Here is a 22,289-nt window from a genome sequence, read left to right as displayed (position 1 = left end):
CCCGTATCAATAAACATTTACTGATCTCACGCGCAGGGAGCAAGGCATGAAAGTTCTGTTGATCGGTTCTGGTGGCCGCGAACACGCATTGGCCTGGAAACTCGCCGCTTCCGAAAAGCTGACAAAGCTTTATTGCGCGCCCGGCAACCCCGGCATTGCCGAATATGCAGAACTTGTAACGCTCGACGTAACCGATCACGCAGCGGTCATCGCATTCGCCAAGGACAAGGCAATCGATCTGGTTGTCGTTGGCCCGGAAGCCCCACTGGTCGCGGGCCTCGCCGACGATCTCCAAGCCGAGAATATTCGCGTTTTCGGACCATCCAAGGCTGCCGCCCAGCTTGAAGGCTCGAAAGGCTTCACCAAGGATCTTTGCGCGCGTTTTGGCATTCCAACAGGTGCCTATGGCCGCTTCAACAATGCACCAAAAGCCAAGGCCTATGTCCGTGAAGTGGGCGCACCTATCGTCGTCAAGGCCGACGGACTTGCCGCCGGCAAAGGCGTTGTTGTTGCCATGACGCTCGATGAAGCGCTGGACGCGGTCGATGCCTGTTTTGAAGGCGCATTCGGTTCTGCAGGTGCCGAAGTGGTCGTTGAAGAGTTTCTTGAAGGTGAAGAAGCAAGCTTCTTCTGCATTTGCGATGGCAAAACTGCCCTCTCGCTTGGCTCGGCACAGGACCACAAGCGCGTGGGCGATGGCGACACCGGCCCAAATACCGGCGGCATGGGTGCTTATGCCCCTGCCCCTGTAATGACACCCGAAATCGTTGAGCGCACCATGCGCGAACTGATCGAACCGACCATGCGCGGCATGGCGGAAATTGGCGCACCTTTCTCGGGCGTGCTGTTCCTGGGCTTGATGATCGGCAAGGACGGCCCGAAGCTTATCGAATACAATACCCGCTTCGGTGATCCGGAATGTCAGGTGCTGATGATGCGCCTTGAAACCGACCTGCTTGATCTTATCAATGCGGCCGTGGACGGCAAGCTCGATGAAGTATCGCTTGAGTGGAAAGATCAGCCTGCCCTCACCGTGGTTATGGCTGCAGAAGGCTACCCTGCCAATGTGAAGAAAGGCAGCATCATTCGTGGTCTCGACCAGCTCAATGACATTGACGGGCTCAAAGTTTTCCACGCCGGTACGGCTGAAAAAGACGGCAACCTGATTGCCAATGGTGGCCGCGTTCTCAACGTAACAGCGATTGCTGAAACGGTGGCCGAAGCCCAGAGCAAGGCTTACGACACCGTCAAGCAGATTGACTGGCCGGAAGGTTTTTATCGCTCAGACATTGGCTGGCGTGCAGTGGAACGCGAAGGCTCGGGCAAGTAACAACCCGTCTCACGCGGTTGCAGCACTTCAAGCGATATGGACACGATTGCGCCCGGCTTTTTTCGCCTGATAGAGTGCCGCATCTGCACGGCGCATCGTCTCATAAAGGCTCTCATCATCGACCTGCTCGGCAACACCAAAGCTTGCCGTCGGGCTCCACGCCGGAGATTTGCCTGTAAAGCGAAGCTCGCATAGAGCTTCTCGCAAGCTTTGCGCCAAAGCTTCCGCAGCCGCCATGTCGTTGTCTGGAATGAAGACAACGAATTCCTCGCCGCCCATTCGTGCGGCAACCGCTGCTTTCGGCAATTGCGTTTTGAGCAGCTTACCAAAAGCTGCAATCACCCTGTCACCGCCATCATGACCATAGGTATCGTTGACGCGTTTGAAAAAATCCAGATCGCTCATAATCACTGAATAGCGAATACGAGCGCCCTTGCGCGCCAAAACGCGGGAAACATGCCGATCAAAACCGCGTCGATTATAAATCTGCGAAAGCTCATCGACTTCCGATTGCTCGCTGGCCTCCCCCACCATATGCGACACAGTGCTAAGCAAAAGAAGCAGTCCGCGCGCTACCTGCACCAGCACACCCACTGCCAGGGAAACGATGACATGCAGCGTGTTGGCATCGTCCTCCGGCCGCATATCGGAACCCGGCCAAGCGATAAGGAAGGCTTTTGAAAGGTAGTAAATGCAGCTGAATATCGCGAGCGCCATCATCAGTTTATCGACCAGGCGTGGCATACGCGATAGATAGATCACACGGATCATCCAAAGCTGCGCGAGGCAGAGCGGCAACTGATAAAGAAAGCGATGCAAAAACGACGTTCGCGGCAGATCATAGATGAGCAGATTGCAGATGATGGCTGCAAGGAAGAAGCCGCCATAAAATTTCCAGTCGATCTTCTGGTGATAAATACTTTGCAGGCCGATCGTTATGGCCAGAAACGCCGCCATCAGAAGCGAGAAGGAAGCCAGGACCAATAGGCGTGGATTTTCTGCAAGCGGGATCCAGTAGCCGAAGATTGCAACGAGTGCTGCTGCTATGGATGCCAGCGTGAACCAGCGCGGGGCTGCATAGTTCCGTTCCTGAATGGCAACGAACGCAAATGTCAGGATGAAAACACATGACACCGTCAGATTGACAGTCAGGAAGTACGGAACAAGCGTCATATAAAAACACCTACGAACATTACTGACGTTTACAATAATGAACTAAAAATTGGATTAAGTGCAGTGTTTTGTTTTTAAAGGTCTATTTTCGGATTGGAGCATGAGAAAACGTAACCTTCGCGCGCTTTCTAATGCACTGATGACTTGGAGAGCAAATTAACAATCAGCACACCAAAAATTATGAAGCCGATTCCGATCATTCCCCACAAGTCCAGCTTCTGACCATAGACCAGCCAGCCAAAGGCAGAAATCAGAACGATACCGCAGCCGGACCAGATCGCATAAGCGACACCTACCGGAACGGTTTGCAATGTCAGGGAAAGAAAATAAAAGGCCACGGCATAGCCAACAATCATCGTGAAGGTTGGAACCATAACTGTAAAAGAGTTGGACGCCTTGAGCGCAGATGTCGCAATTACCTCTGCAACGATAGCAACACCGAGAAACAGATAGTTTTTCATGAGATTTAACTTTGTTGGTAAAGCCAGTTATTAGAGTGACTCCAGTTAATATTAAACTGTTGGAACCACTCTATCTTTTTGTTTTTATGCATTATTCTTACGCAAAACCGCTTCGCACTTTTGCCGGAAATGCTTTAATCACTAATCATTTTCACCAGACGGCTCCGAAGTGCTGACCAGTCATTCGGGACGACGCCAACCATATGGCTCAGCCAGATTCCATCAGCTGCAAAACGCACCGCTTCCATATCTGCCCCGCTTTCCGTGTCGCCGTATTCTTCGAGCCGCGCATTAAGCCAATGGCCCCAGGCATCGCGAAGTCTTGCATCGGAAAATACCGATATCCATAAAGCCCATACACGACTGTCATCCTCTTGCGCCTCTATCGCCAGCTCAAGATAGGCTCTTGTAAAACGTCCGCGAGTTTCTTGGTCATTCGCCATTCTGGCTCGCAGGGCAGTTTCAAAATCCAGTACCAATTCGTCAAAGACTGCATCAATCAGCAATTGTTTGTTTGCGAAGTGGTGCAGCAGACCGCCCTTCGTGACGCCAGCTCTACTTGCCACAGCCTCAAGGCTCACCGCATTCAAACCAGACTCCAGTGCCAACTCGACAGCACTTTCAATGAGCTGCGAACGGACAAGTTGAGGGTTCTTCTGGCGACGATTAGCGATTGACATAAAGAAACCTACCAGATGGTTTGTTTTCTGTCACGCAACAAACTTGCGTTTTCTTCGCGCTGTAAAAGGAAATCTGGCGCGAGGTTGCGACCACCCAGGGAAATCGAACGTGATCCAACAAGACAATTCACAATATTGACGTTTACGTAATAAGCCGATAGCTCTTATATCAATAGCCATTATGTTCCCGCTGCCTGATTGGCCGCGGGACGGGTTTCCGAGGAGAGACCCATACAAAGGCCAAGTGGAGGAAAGATGTATCGCGCGCCGGTTTCCGAAATTTCCCATACGCTGATGAAGGTCGCAGGCCTTGAAACAGCCATTGAAGAGAAGCGTTTCCCCGAATTTTCCGCCGATCTGGCGGAAGCTATTCTGGAAGAAGCAGGTAGGTTTGCCTCCGAGCGCGTGGAACCACTTCGCATCACCGGCGACAGGCATGGTGCCACCGTCAAAGACGGCGTTGTGACGACGGCGCCCGGTTGGAAAGAGCTTTATGCCGACTGGATTGCGGGCGGCTGGAATTCACTAACCGGCACGCCGGAATATGGCGGCCAGGGCCTGCCAACCATGATGTCGGTGGCTGTCAGTGAAATGTGGAACTCCGGCACTTTGGCGTTTGCTATCGCTCCTACGCTCACCATGGGCGCGGTCGAAGCACTGGAAAAGCACGCCTCAAAAGAGCTGAAAGACACGTATTTAGAAAAACTCATCACCGGCGAGTGGATGGGCACAATGAACCTGACAGAGCCACAGGCGGGCTCTGATCTCGGTGCATTGCGTGCGCGTGCAGAGCGCAGCGATGACGGTTCATATCGTATCTTTGGCCAGAAGATTTTCATTACCTATGGCGAACATGACCTGACCGACAACATTGTGCATCTGGTGCTGGCTCGCCTGCCTGATGCACCTGCAGGAACCAAGGGCATATCGCTGTTCCTCGTGCCAAAATTCCTCGTCAATGCAGATGGTTCGCTCGGTCGGCGCAACGATCTGTTCTGCTCGGGCCTGGAACACAAGATGGGCATTCACGCCTCCCCTACCTGCACCATGATCTATGGCGATGGGTTCGTGAAAGGCGAGGAAACAGGTGCCGTTGGTTATCTGATTGGCGAAGAAAATCGCGGCCTCGCCTGCATGTTCACCATGATGAACAATGCTCGTCTGCTGGTTGGTATTCAGGGTGTCGGCGTAGCGGAAGCCGCCTATCAGCAGGCATTGAACTACGCCAAAGAGCGCAAGCAGGGCCGTGCTTTGGGTGCCGATCCGAAGGCTGGCATGAGCCCAATTATCGAGCACCCGGATGTGCAACGTATGTTGCTCACCATGAAGGCGCTGACGCAGGTTGCCCGCTCCATCACCTATTCATGCGCCCATGCGATCGATATGAGCCATGCAACAGAGGGTGCTGACGCACAATTCTGGTCGGATCGCGCCGGGCTGCTCACACCTTTGGCCAAAAGCTTTGCAACTGACGTCGGCGTGGATGTGGCCTCGCTTGGCGTGCAGATCCATGGTGGCATGGGCTTCATCGAAGAAACCGGTGCAGCACAACTCCTTCGCGATGCCCGCATTACTCCGATTTATGAAGGTACAAATGGCATTCAGGCCATTGACCTTGTGCTGCGCAAGTTACCGCTCGGCAATGGTGAGCGCATCAGCAACTATCTCGCCGAACTGCAGCAAGAAGCGGACAAAGCGACAAAATCGAACCGTCCTGAACTTGGCGAAACGGGTTCACGTCTTTCGGCAGCCATCAACGAAGCGCGTGAAGCCACTGAATGGCTGCAAAAGGCGGCAAGTGAAGGCCGTACAGAAGAAGCGCTGGCTGGCGCAACGCCGTATCAGCGCCTGCTTTCCCTGACTGCTGGCGGCGCTTATCTCGCGCGCGCAGCACTTAACAGTGACGATGCCGGCCGCGCTGCGCTTTGCCGCTTCTTTGCCGAAAACATGCTTGCGGAAGTCTCATCCCTCAAGGACACCGTCATCAGCGGCGCAGTCAGCCTTGCAGCTGCAAAATCCGCGCTGGAGGTCCGATTATGAGCGAGCATGTTCTGATCGAACGCAAAGGTGCAGTGCAGATCATCCGGCTTAATCGGGCCGACAAGAAAAATGCCATCACCCGCGCCATGTATGCGGCAATGGCCAAGGCGCTTGTAGATGGCGATGCCGATGATGCGGTGCGCGTGCATGTGTTTTTGGGCGTGCCCGGCGCATTCTCGTCAGGCAACGACATGCAGGATTTCATGGCTGCCGCGTCGGACGGCAATATGGGCAATGACATTCTGAATTTTCTCGCAGCCCTATCGGGATCGAAGAAGCCGGTCATATCCGGCGTCGATGGCCTGGCTATCGGGATCGGCACGACAATCCATCTTCATTGCGACCTGACGTTTGCAACTAACCATGCGTTGTTTCGCACGCCTTTTGTTGATCTCGGACTCGTACCGGAAGCGGCCTCCAGCCTGCTTGCACCATCGCTGATGGGGCATCAGAAGGCATTTGCATTGCTCGCACTGGGGCATGGCTTCGATGCGCAGGCGGCACTTGAAGCGGGCATTGTCTATAAGGTTGTCGAAAGCAGCGAGCTGGAAGCAGAAGTGCTGAAAGCTGCAGAGGAAATTGCTGCCAAGCCTCCGCAGGCCATGCAGATTGCTCGCAGCCTGATGCGTATGCCTGCCGAACCTGTTGCTGATCGCATCTCAAGAGAAGCACAGCATTTTGCCGAGCGGCTTACGTCGAGCGAAGCGCGCGAAGCCGTAATGGCGTTTCTCAGCCGCAAAAAGTAATCTGAATAAAAAATTACCCGGATGGGGTTACCATCCGGGTGGCTTGCTGGAGGTCAGCCAAGTTGGTTGCTCCGGCATCGAGGCCTTTGATGTCTGGAAAGGTCCTTCATCTTTCCAGACGACCACCGAGCGGTGCGTTATTCCTTAGATAGTATAGAAATCCGACGAGAACGTGTTCACACGCGAATGTGATGACCTGCTAGTATGGCGAACCCGAAATTCGTATCGCTTTGAAGCAGCTCTTGGAGCGAATTTCGGGATGCGTTCTAGTTTCGAGCGATAATCTCACGGCCTTCAATGACCATGCGCACGCCCAGCGAACCGGTTTTGCGGCGAGCAAGGAAGCGAGGGCGGCGGCGGCGCGGTTCCTGCCCCTGTCGGCGTGCCTGTGGTTCTCCGGTGCGAACCGGGCCAGTGCTTTCATAAAGCGGACGCGCAACCCCGTCTTCTTCCACCAGCATCATTGGTAGGTTGAAGGTTGCAGCCCAAGCGCGCCAGTCAGCAGCAACATCGGTCAGGTCGTGAGCAACCAGCAGCGGCACAGAAAGCTGCGGATCTTCATGCATCAGTTCAAGCGTTACGGTGATTTCGCCAAACTCGTCTTCGACAGCGCGAGCTGTCACGCCGATGAATGCGTTGATCGGAAGAGCGAGCGACATTGGCAAGCCGCTCGATGGCAGGATCTGGCGGATAACCGCACCACGTTCACTAATGGTGAAGGTTACGTCTGCATCGCAATCTTCTGCCGCATAGGTCACAACCTGCGGAAGGTGAAACGGATCGAGCCGAAGTTCCTGACCTGCCCATTCTGGCTTCTTAAGTCCGCTGCTCATCATTTTCGACGCCTCTGTCTATCTCTGCCTGTTTTTTGAGAGCCAGTTATTCCGGCTTCTCTTTTGAGCGATGTTCGCTCTTGTTGATTTGGAGAATAGACCGCGTTTATTACCGATGCGCTTAACGCGTTAGGTTAACTTTTCCCTGCTTTTTCATTTGGTTACTGCTTTACAACCAGGTGTAAGAAGTCAGTAATTCTTGCTAATTTGCGTTTACATAAATGAAAAGGCGGACAGTTTCCTGTCCGCCTTAATTTCTTCTTATTTGCTGGAATTACAGCACTTTACCCGGATTCATAATGCCATTCGGGTCGAATGATTTCTTAATACGGCGCATCAATTCAAGAGCTACGTCCTGTTTGAAGAAGGCGAGCTCCTCGCGCTTCAATACGCCGATACCGTGCTCTGCGGAGATCGATCCGGTATAAGAAGCAACAATTGTATGAATGCGATGATTTAGATCGTGCCAGCGATCAAGGAAAGCTTGCTTGTCGGCACCCACCGGCTGCGACACATTATAGTGCAGATTGCCGTCGCCAATATGGCCGAAGCAAACGATACGCGAGCCGGGAATCATTTCCAGCGTTGCCGCATTGGCTTCATGAATGAATTCCGGGATTTTTGCGACAGGCACCGAGATATCATGCTTGATCGAGCCGCCTTCCGGCTTCTGCGCCCAGGACATTTCCTCACGCATTTTCCAGAACATCTGCGCCTGTGCCACGCTTTCGGCAATCGCCGCATCCTGAATGATGTCGTTCTCGAACGCTTCCGTCAGGATCGTTTCAAGCGTCGTGCGTGCATCGTCTTCCGAACGGGTCGAAGAAATATCCACCAGCACATACCAGTCATGCTGGCTTTCGAGCGGATCGCGAACGCCGTCGACATGAGCAATTGTAAACTCAACGCCGACACGCGGCATCAGTTCAAAGCCAGTGAGCGACGGGCCTGCATGTTCGGTGGCAAGCTGGAACAGGCGAAGCACGTCTTCCGGGCTGCGAAGACCGGCATAGGCAACGCCCTTGCCCTTTGGCTGCGGGTAAATCTTCAAAACGGCAGCAGTGATAACACCAAGCGTGCCTTCCGAACCGACAAACAGGTCCTTGAGATCATAGCCGGTGTTGTCTTTCTTCACGTAGCGCAGATCGTTGAGGATTTCGCCGCTTGGCAGAACCACTTCAAGACCGAGGCAAAGCTCGCGCATATTGCCATAGGCCAGAACAGCCGTGCCGCCAGCGTTTGAACCAAGATTGCCGCCAATCTGGCAGGAACCTTCCGCGCCAAGCGACAGCGGGAACAGACGGCCCACTTTCTGCGCTTCGTCCTGAAGGTTTTTGAGAATCACACCGGCTTCCGCCGTCACGAGATTGCCGACCGGATCAACCGAGCGGACCTTGTTCATGCGGCCAAGCGACAGAACAATCGTGGTGTTGCTTTCATCCGGCGTCTGACCGCCAACAAGGCCAGTATTGCCGCCCTGCGGGACAACCGGCGTCTTGGTTTCATTGGCAAGTTTCAGAATTGCGGAAACTTCTTCCGTTGAAGCGGGGCGCAGAACCAGTGGCGAACGGCCCTGATAGAGATCACGCTGTTCGATCATGAAAGGCGCAATATCTTCCGGCGCGGTCAGCGCATTCTTTTCGCCAACGATGGCTGCAAAACGTTCGATCAGGGCGGTGTCGAGCATGTGCTTCTCTTGTCAGTTTGGGGAACTAGCGCGGGGCCGCCGCGCGTTTAAGACGATCATTGATAGCCTCACCGAGACCATCAAAAGGAATGGGTTCAACAGCAATGGTACGTGCGCCGCTTGCATCAAGCCTACGCATGAAATCAAACAGATTGCTGGCCGCTTCGCGCAAATCGCCCGATGGGCTGAGGTTGAGAGCAGCAACGGCCTTATCGGCATCGGCCACTCGGTTCGGCCCGAAAGCCAGCAAAGCCTCGCCCTCATCAACGCTTGCAGCATCAAGCCGCACGGAGGCATCAGGCGCATAATGGGATTCCATCATGCCCGGCGCTTGAATGGCTGCATTATGCTCAGCACGTTCAAGCTTAACGCCAATTAGTGCTTCGATCTCTTCTGCGGCTAAACCACCGGGGCGCAGTAGACGCACGCGCTCGCCCTCAACCTTGACGATGGTCGATTCAACGCCCACGCCACAAGGACCGGCATCGAGGATCATGTCGATCTTATTGCCCAAATCATCCGCAACGGCTTTCGCAGATGTCGGACTGATACGGCCTGACGTATTGGCGCTTGGTGCAGCAACAGGGCTGTCGAGCTGGTTTATAACATCGCGAACTTGGCCGGTTGGCATACGAATGGCGAGCGTATCAAGCCCCGCGGTCACCAGCGGATGAATTGGGCGCATCGTGTCTTGCTTCGCTTTAAGCGGTAGAACAAGTGTCAACGGCCCCGGCCAGAAAGCCTTCGCGAGCTTGCGTGAGATAGGGTCAAAAGTCACATAACGCTCGGCCATGGCAATACTATCGACATGCGCAATCAGCGGATTGAACTGCGGGCGACCTTTGGCGGCGAAAATACCAGCCACGCCTTCGCCATGCGCTGCGTCAGCCGCAAGACCATAGACCGTCTCTGTAGGAATCGCGACAAGGCCGCCACTGGTGAGCACAGCCACCGCGCGTAAAACAGCTTTATCGTCAAATTCCAGAATATCGGCCAAGGTCATTCTCCTGCCGCTGTAGCTACACAACACATGGGCTTAGAGCAAGGGACTCATATGCGCAGTTCATGCAAGATAGGAATGAGGTACAAAAAGAAAGGGCGCTAGAAAGCGCCCTTTTTGTCTTAACCGGCGATCTTCGAGAAATCGGCCACCTTGCTGGTGGCAGTGCGGATTTGTTCAAGCAGTGCAAGGCGATTGGCGCGGACATTTTCGTCCTCATCATTGACCAATACCTTCTCAAAGAAGGTATCGACCGGACCGCGCAGCTTGGCCAGAGCCAGCATTGCACCACCGAAATCTTCGCGGGCAATAGCTTCTTCGGCTTCCTGAGCTGCGAGGGTTACCGCCGCATAAAGCGCCTTTTCCTCATCAAGCTTCAAGAGAGCCGCATCGACGCTTTGGGCGACCTTGGTGCCCTTCTTTTCTTCCGCAGCCAGAATATTGGCCGCGCGCTTGGTGCCAGCCAGAAGGTTCTTGCCATCTTCTTCATTGATGAAGACGATCAAGGCTTCCAGACGACGGGCAACCAGCAGAAGATTGTCGGCATCCGAAGTCAAAACCGCATCAATTGCGTCGTGGCGTGCGCCGTCTTCTTTCAAGTGAACCTTGAAACGGTCATGCAGGAACGACAGCAGGTCAGCCAACAGCGGCTCAGCATTGGCTTCGATTTCAGCACGCGCTTGCGTTTCGAGATTGCGCAATGCGTTATCGACGTCCTGTTCGCCATCAACATCGCCAGATTTTTCATCTGCGAGCTTGGCTTCAAACTCACGCAGTTTGCGCTGAACCTGGCCCTCTTTCAGCGCGGCATAAGCCGAGCGCAGAAGCGGCAAGAGCGGGAACTTCCAATCTTGTGACAGAACCAGACGGATCACACCAAGAGCTGCACGGCGCAGAGCAAACGGGTCTTTCGATCCAGTCGGCTTTTCATCAATCGCCCAGAAGCCAACCAGCGTGTCGAGCTTGTCAGCCAAAGCGACAGCAACGGCAACCGGATTCTTCGGTACGAAATCAGACGGGCCTTGCGGCTTGTAATGTTCTTCGAGAGCCGTAGCAACGGATTCGTCCTCGCCCTGAAGAAGCGCATATTTGCGACCCATTGCGCCCTGAAGTTCAGGGAACTCGCCGACAACTTCCGTGGTCAGATCGGCTTTAGCCAAAACTGCCGCACGCGCTGCAAGCTTCGGATCGGCACCGACGAGCGGCGCAATCTGACTTGCCAGTTCGCGAATGCGTTCAACGCGAGCGCCTTGCGTGCCAAGCTTGGCATGGAAGGTCACATTGAGTGCATCCAAACGCGCCATGCGCTGATCAAGCGGCTTCTTCAAATCAAGGTCGAACTTTTCGCCAGATGCCAAAAGCTTGTCGAGGTCCGGCAGATCGTGCTGATCGGTGTGCCAGAAATAGAGCGCATCGGAGAGACGTGCGCGCACAACCTTGCCATTGCCGTAAGCGATTTCCGTTCCGCCATCGCGTGCTGCGATGTTGGATACCAGAATGAACTTGTTCGACAGCGCTTCCGTTTCACCCTGCTTGCGGGTGACAAAGCATTTCTGGTTCACGCGGATTGTCAGCTGAATGACTTCCGGCGGGATCGCCAGAAACTCTTCCTCAAACTCACCCATCAGCACCACAGGCCATTCGACCAGACCAGAAACCTCTTCGAGGAGACCCGCATCTTCGACCAGTTCCAGACCGGAGGCGAAAGCCAGGTTATTCGCGTCCTGCGAGATGATTTCCTTGCGGCGCTCGGCGTCGAGCACCACAAAAGCCTTTTCGAGCTTCTCGACGTAATCGTCAAAACGGCGCACCTTGATCGCCTGACCATCGCTTAAGAAACGATGACCATAGGTGACATTGCTCGACTTGATGCCATCAACGTCAAACTCAACCACAACCGTTTCTTCGGTTTCAGGGCCGAAGGTGCAGAGGATCGATTGCAGCGGACGCACCCAGCGAAGCGCACCCGGCTTTGATGAAGCCGCACCCCAACGCATGGACTTTGGCCAAGGGAAGTTGCGGATTGTCTGCGGCACGAGTTCCGCGATGATTTCTTCCGCAGCGCGACCCGGCTTGGTCAGATGAGCAACGTAGAAATCGCCCTTCTTTGGATCGGAATGCACATGCGCCTGAGACACATCGGTCAATCCAGCCTTACGCAGGAAGCCCTGAATGGCTTGTTCCGGTGCCGTGACGGATGGTCCTTTTACGTCTTCATGCACGTCTTTCGAGCGCACAGTAAGGCCGCGAACATCGAGCGTCAGACGACGTGGGGTCCAATAGGCGGTCGTGGCCTCATAAGTCAGACCGGCTTCCACCAGACCATCGGTGATCATCTTCTTGAAATCACCCGCAGCCTTGCGCTGCATACGAGCAGGAATCTCTTCCGAGAAAAGTTCGAGCAGTAAATCAGGCATTACACAGCCTCGTTCTTAAGGTTGAAGCCGCCGGCGTCGGTGAGCAAAAATGCTTCGCCGCACTGACGCGCGAGATTGCGCACGCGCAGAATATAGCTCTGACGTTCAGTGACCGAGATCACACCGCGCGCATCCATCAGGTTGAAGACATGTGATGCCTTGATGCACTGGTCATAAGCCGGGAAAACGCATTTATGCAGCGAGCCTTCGCCCGTGCTGCCAGCCTTCAAAATCGCAGCACATTCGCGCTCTGCATCGATAAAATGCTGATGCAGAATATCGGTGTTCGCCATTTCGAAATTGTAGCGGGAATATTCCTGCTCAGCCTGTAGGAAAACGTCGCCATAGGTGACTTTTTCTTCGCCTTCGAGACCATTGAAGTTGAGGTCATAGACATTGTCCACGCCCTGCACATACATGGCGAGGCGCTCAAGACCATAGGTCAACTCACCCGCAACCGGCGAGCATTCAATGCCGCAAACCTGCTGGAAATAAGTGAACTGCGACACTTCCATGCCGTCACACCAGCATTCCCAGCCAAGGCCCCAAGCGCCGAGCGTCGGGCTTTCCCAGTCGTCTTCCACAAAGCGCACGTCATGCAGCGTCGGATCAAGACCAATAGCACGCAGCGAACCGAGGTAGAGCTCCTGCAGGTTCGGCGGCGATGGCTTGATGATCACCTGATACTGATAATAATGCTGCAAGCGGTTTGGATTTTCACCATAGCGGCCATCCTTTGGACGGCGCGACGGCTGCACATAGGCAGCTTTCCAAGGCTTTGGCCCCAGCGAACGCAAAGTCGTCGCCGGGTGGAACGTACCCGCCCCCACTTCCATGTCGTAAGGCTGCAAAATAGCGCAACCGTGTTCCGCCCAATAGTTATGGAGCGTCAGGATCAAGCCCTGAAAGGAACGGGTGGGGTGCATATGTGCTGGCAACGTACTGGACACGGGGTCAGGCCTTGTTATTGAAATGATGGCCCGGTCTAATTTGTCCGCCTGCCACGGTCAAGCATGACATTTGATCGCTGAACTCTGCCCACGCCTGCATAGAGAAATGGAAAGCCCGGAAATCGATCAAACTTCCGGGCTTTGAAATTATTCGGTTTTGGTTTCAGGCGCTTTTGTCGGCTCAGGCTTCTTGTCCTGAGCCCGCGCCTCCGAAGGATTTGGATCAGGAGCCAGACCCTTTTTCAGCTTCTCTTCAATCTTGGCCAGCTCTTCCGGCTCAGGCTTGCCAGCAATGGCGTGGTTCCACTGGAAAGTCGCTTCAAGCTGACGGTCCGAACGCCAATAGGCATCGCCAAGGTGGTCGTTGATCGTCGGATCTTCCGGACGAAGCTTCACGGCCTTTTCAAGCTCGACCACGGCTTCCGGATAACGACCTAGCTTGTAATAAGCCCAGCCGAGCGAATCGACGATGTAACCATCCTGTGGACGCAGTTCGACTGCCTTCTTGATCATTTTCAGTGCTTCATCGAGATTTTCACCCCGATCAACCCATGAATAACCAAGATAATTCAGCACCTGTGGCTGATCAGGATAAAGCTCCAGAGCCTTCTTGAAATTTGGCTCTGCCTGATCCCATTCCTTCAGCCGTTCATGCGCGATGCCGCGCTGGTAGAACACTGGCCAATCCTTGCGTTCCGGCGATTTGATCTGTTCTACCGCTGCATCATAGATTTTTGCAGCGTCGGCAAAATTCTTGTCCTGCGCATAGACACCACCGAGCGCCAAATAGGTGCGCAGATCCGTCTTGTCGCGCTCAAGCAAGGTCTTGAGCTGGGTGATTGCTTCGCCAGTCTTCTCGTTTTCAGCAAGATTAAGCGCGCGCTGCATTTCCGCATCACGCTGATACGGCGATTTTTCGGGAACGCGAGCATAATATTCGACAGCCTTTTCCGGCTGACGCAGCTTCGCCGAAATATCTCCAAGCTGGTAAAGCGTAGCATCATTGTCTGGGCGCAGTGGCAACGACATTTGCAGGTACAGTTTCGCAAATGCTTCTGCACCACCGCGATTGATCGCAGTGCCAAGCGTATAAAGCACTTCGCCCACACCTTGCTGCGGCGTATCGATCAGGCGAGGGTATTTCTGTCCGGCCTCGATCTTTTCGCGCATTTCTGTGATCGTCATACGGCCATTCAGAAGCTCTTCAGCGTCTTTGAGAATCTTGACAGCACCGGCCTTATCGCCCTGACGCAGCTTGAATGCGGCATAGGACATCACAATACGCTCATAGGTATCAGGCGCTGCGCTACCACCAGCGCGATCATCGAGCGCTTGCTGATAATAATTGCGTGCATCCTGCTTATCGCCCGCAATGTCGGCGATAAGCGCTGCATTATAAATGCGGAAAAGGCCGTACCACTCAGGACCGTTGATCTTCACAACATCGGCAAGCGCACGCTTTGGATTGCCCTGCCCGACCTTCACCCATGCGCTCATGAGACTGGTCGCGAGCTGGTCCATGTCGGACTGAATCGACAACATCAGAAGCGGGCCGGTCTTGCGATACTGCTTCTTGGAAATGGCATCGATTGCCAGTGCTACGCGTGAAAAGCGCTCAATTTCCGGCTGATCTTTAAGCTCTTCGGCAAGCGGCAGAGCATCCTTGAAACGACCTTCCGTCAACAGCGCCAATAGCAGGTTCTGCTTGATGATGTCATTTCCCGGATCAAACGCCATGGCCTGACGATAAAAATCGACAGCTGCGGAAATGTTGTTGTCGGCTTCAGCTGTGCGCGCTGCGAGATAAGCGCCGGCAAATGAACCGGCACGCACTTGCGAGACTGGATCTGTGCTTGTTTTAGCCATTGCCGCATTTGCCGGTATCGCCACTCCCGCCAAAGCCAGAAGAAGCAATCCGTAAAGCGGACGACGTTTAGATCCCTGCCGCATAAAGCCCAGTCCTCTTTCCGATTCCGTATAAGATCCCCTATTCAGAGGCACCTCAAGCATGGCCTTTTTGGGGTCCAAGTGCAAGAAAAGCATCCGTGAAGGATGCTTTTTTTGTTACTCCTTATCAGCATGTCGTCAACCTGAAACCGGTTTCCACTTTCAGGCGACATGCTTGAAAAAGCATCCGTGAAGGATGCCATTCTTTAAATTTTACAATGACCTTAGTTTACCCGGCTGATGCAGAAGTCGATGACTTCAATCAGCGCATCCTTTTCAGGGCAGGCCTTCAAAGGCGCTAAGGCATCGCGGGCGATTTCGCCGAAATGGCGGGCACGCTGTACAGTGTCAGCGATTGCACCGTGCTTGGTCATCAGGCCAATGGCCTTTTCAAGCGAAGCGTCGTCGCTCGCACCTTCTTCAATTGCATGTTTCCAGAAAGCGCGTTCTTCATCAGTGCCGCGGCGATAGCTCAGGATCACTGGCAGTGTGATCTTGCCTTCGCGGAAATCATCGCCGGTGTTCTTGCCAAGATCGGCTGCCGAACCACCATAATCCAGCGCATCGTCAACAAGCTGGAAAGCGAGGCCAAGATTAAGACCGTAGTCGCGCAGGGCTGCACGATCGGAAGGTTTCGCATCAGCAATGATCGGACCGACTTCGGCAGCAGCCGAGAACAGCGCTGCGGTTTTAGCTTTGATGACGGCCAGATACTCGTCTTCTGTGGTTTCCATGTTCTTGGCGGCAGCCAACTGCATCACTTCGCCTTCAGCAATAACCGAAGCGGAAGTTGCAAGAACATCAAGAGCGTCGAGCGAGCCGACATCGACCATCATCTTGAAAGCCTGACCGAGCAGGAAGTCACCAACCAAAACGCTTGCCTGGTTGCCCCAGATCATGCGCGCCGTGCTTTTACCTCGACGCAGATCACTTTCATCGACCACATCGTCATGCAGAAGAGTTGCGGTATGCATGAATTCCACCGAGGTTGCGAGACGGACATGCCCGTCACCCTCATAGCCAAACATGCGGGCAGCAGCCAACGTCATCATTGGGCGGAGGCGCTTGCCACCAGATGAAATGAGATGGTTCGCCACTTCCGGGATCATCTCGACATCGGAGCCCGCACGGGACAGGATCATTTCGTTCACGCGGCCCATATCGGCCTTCGTCAGGTCGACCAGAGGCTGAACCGATCCTTCCCGCTTCTGTTTCCCGTCAAGATTCAAAACCACACCCAATGTCGTTACTCCTAGCTGCCGACCACACTATTTGTGCGGATCAGAATGCTCAAGACGCTTAACAGCCCCTGCAACGCCCAAGCTTTTTATTCAGAGCCTGTTCACCATTGAAGGAAGCAGTTGTCAATGCGGTCTATTGATTACACATTGTCGAAATGATCGAACTTATGCGCACAAATGATTCCGTTCTCCTGTCCGTTGCCGAAGCTCTTATGAAAGAGGCCGGCATCATTTACTTCATTGCCGACACCAATATGAGCATTCTCGAAGGTTCATTAGGCGTTATACCTAGGCGATTCCTCGTCGAGGAAGACCGATTGGACGAAGCCAGACGTTACCTGATCGATGCCGGTCTGGAACATGAACTCAAAGACCATGACGAATAACATTTCCGAGCGCGCACAGGATACCGTGGAAGAAACGCTGGATGTGTTTCATCGTGGTGCATTTCATCTCGTGCAGCCCGCGATGAAAGGCCATCGGTCCGGTGTAGACGCAATGATTCTCGCAAGCAGCGTGCCAAATGGTTTCTCAGGCCGCCTTGCCGATCTCGGCAGTGGTGCAGGTGCTGCAGGCCTCGCGGTGGCTGCCCGCTGCAAGAACGCGCGCGCTACACTCATCGAACGCTCGGGCTTTATGCTTAACTTTGCACATAAGAGCGTCAACCATCCACTAAATACCGCCTTGCGCGACCGTATCGAGATTCTGGAAGCCGATGTCTCACTGACCGGCAAGGCGCGGGCCAGCGCTGGCCTGATCGATAACAGCTTCGATTATGTCATCATGAACCCGCCTTTTAATGAGGCGAGCGACCGCTCGACACCTGATCCCGTGAAAGCTGAAGCGCATGTCATGCCCGAAGGCATGTTCGACCAATGGCTGCGCACCGCATCGGCGCTTCTGCGGCCCGGCGGCGGCGTTTCGATTATCGCACGCCCTGCTTCGCTCGCGCCGATATTGGAAGCGCTTGAGCGACGTTTTGGCGGACTGAAGATCATTCCGATCCTGCCACGCCCTGACGCGGCGGCCATCCGCATCGTGATTACCGGCATTCGCGGTAGCCGTGCAGGCCTTTCGCTCATGCCAGCCCTTATTCTGCACGGCGATGCGGGTAATGATTTCACGCCACGCGCCACAGCCATTAATAACGGCCAGACTTCGCTACTTTAGAAAAACCCGTGAAAAAATGTCTGAACGCGGTTGATCGCACCGACGGAAAGGCCCGGTTCGAACTTTTTGATCATGGAAACGGGCTTTATTCTTTTGAAGAAACCCAAGAGTTTCTGGATGAAGTGCCTGAGATCGGACCCTACACTTATTGGGGTACGACTTACGCATCCGGGCTTTACAATGACCAGACCGAAGCCATGCGGGAAGCGAGAGCGCTGATCCAATGGCTTTCCGTGATTGAAACAAGCGAGGGCTTCATGGAAATCAGACCAGTCAAAATTGACGATGCGGATGGCATGAGCCGCATTCTCAAAGAGATCATCGACGCAACCGGACGCCAGCGGGATTATGATCGCGACCATGTCATTGAGCGCTATATTTCCGATCCGAACCGGATCGAATGTCACGTAGCAGTTGCTGATGGCGAGATACTAGGTTTTCAATCACTGAAACATGCGACCGAAGACAATCCCTATGGCGTCGCGGTCGGCTGGGGAATTATCGGCACCCATGTCAGTCCGCGTGCTGCCCGTAAAGGCGTAGGATCGGCCCTATTCGAAGCAACCCGTCAGGCGGCAGAAGCGGCAGAGATCACTGATATCGACGCAACCATCGGCGCCGATAACGATATGGGCCTCGCCTATTATGAAGCGATGGGGTTTCGCACCTATCGCACATCAGGCGATAGGATCTGCAAAAAATATAGTTTGGAAAACTGAAGACATGCTTCTGATCGTTGGAACGATTCGCTTGCCAGCGGAAAAACTTGATGAAGCTCGACCAGTTATGCAGCGGATGATTGAAGCAAGTCGCGCAGAGGACGGCTGCCTTTCGTATTCTTATTCTCAAGATGTACTTGAAACAAACGTCATTCATGTAAAAGAGCTATGGCGAGATCGGGTTTCACTGGACAAACACTTCGTGTCTGACCACATAGGGAAGTGGCGTTCCGAATGGCCAAGACTTGGCATTACGGATCGCAACCTCACGCTCTACGAAGTAGACGCTCCGGAAATAACCTGAAAAGAAGAATAATGACGTCACATCCGAAGCCCGTCCGCCCCGTTTCCATCATGCGTCGCTTTCTCGACAGCGAATCTGCTGGTGGTATTGTTCTCATGGCCGCTGCAGCGCTCGCGCTGATCGTTGCGAATTCGCCTTTTTCCAAGGCCTATTTCGGCGCATTGCAGTCCTATATTGGTCCCCTCAGTCTTTCGCATTGGATCAATGATGCGCTGATGGCCATCTTCTTTCTGCTGGTCGGACTTGAGATAAAACGTGAGTTTCTCGATGGCCAACTTGCAAGCTGGCCTAATCGCATTTTGCCGGGCATAGCTGCTGCAGGCGGCGTCGTCGTACCTGCACTGATTTTTGTTGCCTTCAATTATAACGATCCAGAAAAAGTGCACGGTTGGGCTGTACCGTCAGCCACCGACATCGCTTTCGCGCTTGGTGTTTTATCGCTGCTCGGATCACGCGTGCCGTCAAGCCTCAAGGTCTTTCTGGCTACGCTTGCCATTCTCGATGATCTGGCAGCAGTGATCATCATTGCAATTTTCTATACTGCCGAGATTTCCATGCCTTATCTGGGCGCAGCATTTGCAACCGCCGCCGTTCTGTTTGCTATGAACCGTTTGGGCGTGATGAAACTGCTACCCTATCTCATTGGCGCTGCCATATTGTGGTTCTTCGTGCTCAATTCCGGCGTTCATGCGACCGTTGCAGGCGTTGTCGCAGCTCTCATGATCCCGCTGAAGCCCGCCAAAGCGAAGCCGGATGATATGACTTCGCCACTTCATACGCTGGAGCACGCCCTGGCAAAACCTGTCGCTTTCTTCATCGTTCCAGTGTTCGGTTTTGCCAATGCCGGTATTTCGTTCACCGGAATGACGCCTTCCATCATCTTCGATACTCTGCCGCTTGGCATCATGCTCGGTCTTTTTGTCGGCAAACAGCTTGGCGTGTTTGGTGCTGCATGGCTCGCAATCAAAACGGGTCTGGCACAGCGGCCAATGGGCGCCAGCTGGGGGCAGATATATGGTGTTTCACTTCTTTGCGGCATCGGCTTCACGATGAGCATTTTTATCGGGCTTTTGTCCTATCAGTCGGAACTATTACAGGCCGAGACCAAAATCGGCGTTCTAACGGGCTCCGCACTCTCTGCAATATGTGGTTATGTACTGCTCAGAATGCTCGCGAAGCCGAAAAACTGACGAAAACAAAATGCCCGGAACGAAATTCCGGGCATTTTTCTTTGTGTTTGCCAATTTGCTTCCTACATTCGCTGCAACAAGTATTTTTCAGGTTGGAGTTTGATTTGTCAGGAATATTGTCCCGCTTCATTCCGCGTCGTTTTCGCAAAAAAGAGATTGAAATCCCTGTTGTGCGTTTGCATGGCGTGATCATGAGCGGCGGTTCATCGCTGCGCCCATCGCTGTCGCTCGCAAGTGCTTCGGCTGTGCTCGAAAAGGCCTTCACTGACAAGGAAACACCGGCGGTTGCCATTTCCATCAATTCGCCCGGTGGCTCACCGGTGCAGTCACGCCTCATATATCGTCGTATTCGCGATCTTGCCGACGAGCATCAGAAGCGGGTTTTTGTCTTTGTGGAAGATGCTGCTGCATCAGGCGGTTACATGATTGCCCTCGCAGGTGATGAGATCATCGCCGATCCGTCATCGATTGTCGGCTCCATCGGCGTTGTTTCAGCGTCGTTCGGTTTCCCGGAGCTGCTTAAGAAAATCGGCGTCGAACGCCGTGTCTATACAGCAGGCCAAAACAAGTCGACGCTTGATCCGTTTCAGCCAGAGAAGGAAGCCGATATTGAACGTCTCAAATCGCTTCAGCTTGAAATTCACCAGACCTTCATCGACATGGTGAAGGAGCGTCGCGGCAGCAAGCTCGCCGATGACGAGAGCCTCTTCACCGGCTTATTCTGGACAGGCATTAAAGGCAAAGAACTCGGCCTTATTGACGGGCTTGGGGATATGCGCAGCTTCCTGCGCAAGACCTATGGTGACAAGGTGAAGCTTAAGCTTATTGAACCCAAGCGCGGACTGCTCGGACGTAAGGCACCAGGTGTCGAAATAGCACTTAGTGGCATTGATCCTGCTGCGATCGCAGCTAATCTCGGTGACGGCCTTCTGTCAGTCGCCGAAGAAAAGGCGCTCTGGGCGCGATATGGCCTTTGAAATTCATTGTTTCACCATGATATGATGCATAATCCTACAAAGTAGTGTTATGCTGCCTGCGAATAAGTTTCACTCCGTGATCCCGAAAAGGCCTTTCGGGAACCTATGCTAGCCTGAGGATTAGAGGCCATGCCCCAGCTTATCTTTCTGCTGTTGATACTCGCTGCCGCCTGGTACGGTTATCGCTCGTTCAAGCGCGAAGCGGTACGCGTTACCCAGCGCGTTCGTCGGGCAGAAAAAGAGGCCCAGAACCGCGCCCATGGCACACTGGTTCAGGACCCGAAGACGGGCGAATATTACGTCAAAAAAGACTAATATTGATTTCATTCTGAATGCATCATTCTGCTGAGGCTGCCACTCTGGATCGTCCTTCTGTTCATCGCGTGGCACCGGCCAAGGTTAATCTCGCGCTGCATGTGACAGGGCGTAGAGATGATGGCTATCATCTGCTCGATATGCTGGTCGTCTTTGCGGATTATGGCGACCGCATCACCATCGAAGAAGCCGACGAAGACAGTTTCAGCGTTGGCGGGCGCTTTGCTCAAGGCATACCGCTTGATAGCGGCAATCTAGTCGTCAAGGCGCGCGACGCTTTGCGATCACATGCGGATCGCTCGCTTACCCCCGTTTCAATCCACTTAGAGAAGAACTTGCCCGTCGCGTCAGGCATCGGCGGTGGTTCCAGCGACGCGGCAGCAACGCTTCTCGCACTCAACGAAATCTGGCGACTCAATCTGGACCTCGACACGCTGGCTGAACTCGGGCTCAAGTTGGGCGCCGACCTTCCCATGTGTCTGCATGGTGCCGCTCTCGGTGCACCGCTTGTTGCGCGTGGCATCGGTGAGCAACTCACTGCAATACCGCAAATGCCATCGTTTCCGATACTGCTGGTCAATGATGGCACCGCTGTTGCAACGCCCGATGTCTTCCGTGCGTTGACAAAGCGTGACAATCAGCAGCTCCCAGCACCTGCATATGGCGATGTGGAAAGCATCTGCACATATCTCGGCTCAACCCGTAACGACCTCCTGGCAGCAGCGCTGGCTCTTGCCCCGCAGATTAACGGCAAGCTTGATCTGCTACGTGCGCATGGCGCGCTTTATGCGCAAATGTCCGGCTCAGGCGCCACCTGCTTTGCCATCTTCAAAGATCAGCAAAGCGCGGATGCCGCCGCATCTCAAATCCTGGCGAAAAATCCCAACTGGTTCGTGGTTTCAAGCCAAACAGCTCCGTCAGCGCTCTGACAAAACGGCAATTTTTCCGCCTCACACTGTTCACATATACTTGAATAAACCGCGTTGTCTTGGACATTCTGCCCGTTTCAAGGGTTTATTGTCTACTCTTTGAGATACAATCTGTGAACCAAACGGTAGCTAGGCGCAGCCGATTGAAAGGCCTATCTCTTGGTCATCGAAACGACGAAC

The 22,289-nt window shown here is 53.9% G+C and carries 21 protein-coding genes; 11 read left to right on the top strand and 10 right to left on the bottom strand.

Going from position 1 to position 22,289, the window contains the following annotated elements; translation table 11 throughout:
- Positions 1 to 46 precede the first annotated feature (46 nt).
- Positions 47 to 1,330, top strand: a complete 1,284-nt coding sequence (gene purD / locus ABWV94_RS00105; RefSeq protein ID WP_113498395.1) for a phosphoribosylamine--glycine ligase — start codon at positions 47 to 49, stop codon at positions 1,328 to 1,330.
- Positions 1,331 to 1,357: 27 nt separating this feature from the next.
- On the opposite strand, the gene ABWV94_RS00100 is transcribed toward purD, so the two are convergent.
- From ABWV94_RS00100 to ABWV94_RS00090, 3 genes are all read right to left on the bottom strand, one after another.
- Positions 1,358 to 2,503, bottom strand: coding sequence for a GGDEF domain-containing protein (locus ABWV94_RS00100; protein WP_007873723.1), 1,146 nt, complete (start codon positions 2,501 to 2,503; stop codon positions 1,358 to 1,360).
- Between the two features lie 128 nt (positions 2,504 to 2,631).
- Positions 2,632 to 2,964 carry a DMT family transporter gene (locus ABWV94_RS00095; RefSeq protein WP_007873721.1) on the bottom strand — a complete coding sequence of 111 codons (333 nt, stop codon included), beginning with the start codon at positions 2,962 to 2,964 and terminating at the stop codon, positions 2,632 to 2,634.
- A 134-nt stretch (positions 2,965 to 3,098) separates the two neighbouring features.
- Positions 3,099 to 3,644: a TetR/AcrR family transcriptional regulator gene (locus tag ABWV94_RS00090; RefSeq protein WP_113498398.1), complete on the bottom strand. Its 546-nt coding sequence runs from the start codon at positions 3,642 to 3,644 to the stop codon at positions 3,099 to 3,101.
- Positions 3,645 to 3,899: 255 nt separating this feature from the next.
- On the opposite strand from ABWV94_RS00090, the gene ABWV94_RS00085 reads away from it, so the two are divergent.
- Together ABWV94_RS00085 and ABWV94_RS00080 are read left to right on the top strand one after the other, a co-directional pair.
- Positions 3,900 to 5,684 carry an acyl-CoA dehydrogenase family protein gene (locus tag ABWV94_RS00085; protein ID WP_353412412.1) on the top strand — a complete coding sequence of 595 codons (1,785 nt, stop codon included), beginning with the start codon at positions 3,900 to 3,902 and terminating at the stop codon, positions 5,682 to 5,684.
- Positions 5,681 to 6,430, top strand: a complete 750-nt coding sequence (locus ABWV94_RS00080) for a crotonase/enoyl-CoA hydratase family protein (RefSeq protein ID WP_113498402.1) — start codon at positions 5,681 to 5,683, stop codon at positions 6,428 to 6,430. Before ABWV94_RS00085 ends, ABWV94_RS00080 begins: the two co-directional genes overlap by 4 nt.
- A gap of 266 nt (positions 6,431 to 6,696) precedes the next feature.
- Here ABWV94_RS00080 and ABWV94_RS00075 read toward each other — a convergent pair whose 3' ends face one another.
- The 7 genes from ABWV94_RS00075 to ABWV94_RS00045 all read right to left on the bottom strand — a co-directional run bounded on the left by ABWV94_RS00075 (position 6,697) and on the right by ABWV94_RS00045 (position 16,505).
- Positions 6,697 to 7,266, bottom strand: a complete 570-nt coding sequence (locus tag ABWV94_RS00075; protein ID WP_007873714.1) for a DUF6101 family protein — start codon at positions 7,264 to 7,266, stop codon at positions 6,697 to 6,699.
- A gap of 271 nt (positions 7,267 to 7,537) precedes the next feature.
- On the bottom strand, positions 7,538 to 8,950 hold the full coding sequence (locus ABWV94_RS00070) for an FAD-binding oxidoreductase (RefSeq protein ID WP_113498404.1): 1,413 nt from the start codon (positions 8,948 to 8,950) through the stop codon (positions 7,538 to 7,540).
- A 25-nt stretch (positions 8,951 to 8,975) separates the two neighbouring features.
- Positions 8,976 to 9,953, bottom strand: a complete 978-nt coding sequence (locus ABWV94_RS00065) for an L-threonylcarbamoyladenylate synthase (RefSeq protein ID WP_502905147.1) — start codon at positions 9,951 to 9,953, stop codon at positions 8,976 to 8,978.
- Between the two features lie 119 nt (positions 9,954 to 10,072).
- The gene (gene glyS, locus ABWV94_RS00060) at positions 10,073 to 12,367 is read right to left on the bottom strand and encodes a glycine--tRNA ligase subunit beta (RefSeq protein ID WP_113498406.1); all 2,295 of its coding nucleotides are present in this window, start codon (positions 12,365 to 12,367) and stop codon (positions 10,073 to 10,075) included.
- Positions 12,367 to 13,293 carry a glycine--tRNA ligase subunit alpha gene (locus tag ABWV94_RS00055; protein WP_105518217.1) on the bottom strand — a complete coding sequence of 309 codons (927 nt, stop codon included), beginning with the start codon at positions 13,291 to 13,293 and terminating at the stop codon, positions 12,367 to 12,369. Before ABWV94_RS00055 ends, glyS begins: the two co-directional genes overlap by 1 nt.
- Before the next feature lie 171 nt (positions 13,294 to 13,464).
- A complete protein-coding gene (locus tag ABWV94_RS00050) occupies positions 13,465 to 15,267 on the bottom strand; it encodes a tetratricopeptide repeat protein (RefSeq protein ID WP_353412408.1) in 1,803 nt (600 codons plus the stop codon).
- A gap of 221 nt (positions 15,268 to 15,488) precedes the next feature.
- Complete coding sequence (locus tag ABWV94_RS00045) at positions 15,489 to 16,505, bottom strand: polyprenyl synthetase family protein (protein WP_007873698.1); 1,017 nt, start codon at positions 16,503 to 16,505, stop codon at positions 15,489 to 15,491.
- A 155-nt stretch (positions 16,506 to 16,660) separates the two neighbouring features.
- Here ABWV94_RS00045 and ABWV94_RS00040 point away from each other — a divergent pair, with 155 nt between their 5' ends.
- From ABWV94_RS00040 to ABWV94_RS00005, 8 genes are all read left to right on the top strand, one after another.
- Positions 16,661 to 16,891 carry a putative signal transducing protein gene (locus ABWV94_RS00040; protein ID WP_007873690.1) on the top strand — a complete coding sequence of 77 codons (231 nt, stop codon included), beginning with the start codon at positions 16,661 to 16,663 and terminating at the stop codon, positions 16,889 to 16,891.
- A complete protein-coding gene (locus ABWV94_RS00035; protein WP_408913584.1) occupies positions 16,881 to 17,675 on the top strand; it encodes a tRNA1(Val) (adenine(37)-N6)-methyltransferase in 795 nt (264 codons plus the stop codon). Before ABWV94_RS00040 ends, ABWV94_RS00035 begins: the two co-directional genes overlap by 11 nt.
- 8 nt (positions 17,676 to 17,683) lie before the next feature.
- Complete coding sequence (locus tag ABWV94_RS23345) at positions 17,684 to 18,394, top strand: GNAT family N-acetyltransferase (protein ID WP_445558123.1); 711 nt, start codon at positions 17,684 to 17,686, stop codon at positions 18,392 to 18,394.
- A 4-nt stretch (positions 18,395 to 18,398) separates the two neighbouring features.
- On the top strand, positions 18,399 to 18,698 hold the full coding sequence (locus ABWV94_RS00025; protein WP_007873683.1) for a putative quinol monooxygenase: 300 nt from the start codon (positions 18,399 to 18,401) through the stop codon (positions 18,696 to 18,698).
- Between the two features lie 11 nt (positions 18,699 to 18,709).
- Positions 18,710 to 19,888, top strand: a complete 1,179-nt coding sequence (nhaA, locus tag ABWV94_RS00020; RefSeq protein WP_113498408.1) for a Na+/H+ antiporter NhaA — start codon at positions 18,710 to 18,712, stop codon at positions 19,886 to 19,888.
- A gap of 104 nt (positions 19,889 to 19,992) precedes the next feature.
- Positions 19,993 to 20,865 (top strand): S49 family peptidase, encoded by an 873-nt coding sequence (locus tag ABWV94_RS00015; protein WP_064320234.1) that lies wholly within the window; start codon positions 19,993 to 19,995, stop codon positions 20,863 to 20,865.
- Between the two features lie 129 nt (positions 20,866 to 20,994).
- Complete coding sequence (locus ABWV94_RS00010; RefSeq protein WP_007873680.1) at positions 20,995 to 21,180, top strand: hypothetical protein; 186 nt, start codon at positions 20,995 to 20,997, stop codon at positions 21,178 to 21,180.
- A 17-nt stretch (positions 21,181 to 21,197) separates the two neighbouring features.
- Complete coding sequence (locus ABWV94_RS00005; protein WP_113498410.1) at positions 21,198 to 22,109, top strand: 4-(cytidine 5'-diphospho)-2-C-methyl-D-erythritol kinase; 912 nt, start codon at positions 21,198 to 21,200, stop codon at positions 22,107 to 22,109.
- The last annotated feature ends 180 nt before the right edge of the window (positions 22,110 to 22,289 follow it).

Source organism: Brucella sp. NBRC 12953, assembly GCF_040369775.1.
Lineage (GTDB): Bacteria > Pseudomonadota > Alphaproteobacteria > Rhizobiales > Rhizobiaceae > Brucella > Brucella pseudogrignonensis.
This window is presented reverse-complemented; position numbering and strand designations above follow the sequence as displayed.